The sequence below is a fragment of the Flectobacillus sp. genome (genome assembly GCF_049240685.1).
In the GTDB taxonomy this organism is placed as follows: Bacteria; Bacteroidota; Bacteroidia; order Cytophagales; family Spirosomataceae; genus Flectobacillus.
Genome location: NZ_JBMLSD010000194.1, coordinates 11,433 through 13,431 on the forward strand (window position 1 = coordinate 11,433; position 1,999 = coordinate 13,431).

1 protein-coding gene is annotated in these 1,999 nt (G+C 34.1%); it reads left to right on the forward strand.

Annotated features, from left to right (window positions below; genetic code table 11):
- The first annotated feature begins 717 nt into the window (after positions 1-717).
- Positions 718-1,545 (forward strand): septal ring lytic transglycosylase RlpA family protein, encoded by an 828-nt coding sequence (locus ACOVQ4_RS08935; RefSeq protein ID WP_421820307.1) that lies wholly within the window; start codon positions 718-720, stop codon positions 1,543-1,545.
- Positions 1,546-1,999 lie beyond the last annotated feature (454 nt).

Sequence of the window (1,999 nt, forward strand, 5' to 3'; positions counted from 1 at the left end):
TGCCTCATGCCTAAACTTTAAGTACTAAAAAACAACTAGTGAGCGTCCACAAATATATTTCTAAATGTCGAAATCTAAAATCTTAAGATAAAAACAAGTTTTTAAGATATTTTTTTGAGTTTTTCAAAAGTTTGGCACGATTTAAGCTAGTAAATAATTAAGGATTTACACAACAATAGTGGTTGAATAATAGTGTAAAATTAGATTTAATTTATGTGCTTTAGTCTATAAGCTACATATCTTCTATTTGTAATATAAGATGTACCTTGTCGAAGACTCACTGGTTAAATTTGATCTTGCCCATGAAATCAATTATAAAACTAGTCTAAGTTACCGAGATATCTATAGATTATTTTCTTGGTGTAAATCATACTCATCTCATATCTCCTTACTTCACAAGTTATAAAATATTTGTTTTTGTTCAATAATTGGACAAAACCTAGTTTTAAGATTTTTACAAAAAGAAAAATTTCAAATTAAATTTTCTTACCCTGTCAGCTTTTTTTAGCTTTTAATATTGTTTTTCTGGCTTTTAAGTTCACCAAGTCTGAACTTTGCAAAGACATTTGTGAGCTGGCATAGTTTTTGAAGTCAATAGTGCAATTTATGATTTAAACTATTTAACTATTTACTTCAAGCTTCGAAGGTTACTTCGAAATATTAGCATATCGTTTTCAAAGCACATCTGACAATAAACACATAATCTGAATAACAATTATGAAAAAATTAATCGCATCCGCTTTCCTGATTTTAGTTCAAGGTGGTTTGATGGTTACAAAAGCTCAAAATTCTGAGTATAGTGGTTCTTATGGAAATAATGTAGTAGAAGAGGGTATTGCAAAGTATTACGGAAAAAATCTGACAGGTAACTTAACTTCCTATGGTGAACGCTATGACGATTCTCAATTGACAGCCTCACATTCGAGATATCCGCTCAATACTTTACTTAGAGTTACCAATTTGGAAAACAACCGTACGGTTGATGTACGAGTTAACGATTATTGCCGTTGTGAAGAAGAAGGGAAACTATTGAATTTGTCGAGAGAGGCCGCTTCAAGATTAGGCATGATTGCTAGTGGAAGAGCGCAAGTAAGAGTTGAAGTGTTGAATGCACGTCCTGCCACTCAGGTAAATATTTATAGAGATTATGATATCGCAGCAAGTACTCAGGACAGAGTTCCAGTACAACCTAATTCGTTAATGCCTCAGGCTTCTGTTCCAGCTACTTCTCCAAGTAGCTACTCAACTGCATTTTCGGAGGATAGAACTTATGATATCAATGGTGGCGTAAGATCTCCTAGAGGATTCGCTGTTCAGGTTACTGCCTTAACAAGCCTAAATAAAATTCATGATATGTATGATGAATTGGTAAAATTAGGATTATCGCCTGACGAAATCTTTGTACAAGTAGGACAAAAAGATATGGGTAAAGTTTATCGTATTTTATTCGGTGAATTTAGTACCAAGGAAGCTGCCTCAGAAAGAGTCATGTGGTTGCAGGAGCGTGGCTACAGAGGCCTAGTTCGTACGCACTACAATTATTAGAATTAGATTTGAGCTGTGTGGCGTTCTTGAGGCAATAGCCTTGAGGCTGTGAGCTAGAGAAATAAACGTGATTTTTCGAAATGTGCTAAATTTCTTTTGCTCTAGGCGTTCAGCAGTGGGCATTTGAAAAAAAACTATCTATCGTTACACTCTTCGCCCTATGCCTAAAACACAATTATGGGTCATCCTTAATTTAGTGACTTAGGGTGTGTGCGATTATGTAAGAATTTGTATTTCAGCTGTAGAGAGGCAATGCTTGTGTCTAAAGCCTCATAACAAACAAAATAGCATCAAAAAAGCGGTCGAAAACCTATTTTTCGACCGCTTTTTTGATAAAAACTTGGAGAATAGTCCCAATCCTAAAAATTCGGGATGATTCAAATTTTAAGTTTAACAAGTTTTTCTAATGAAAATAGTAATAATTATTTTAGTTCTAAACCTAGTTATCAACCTC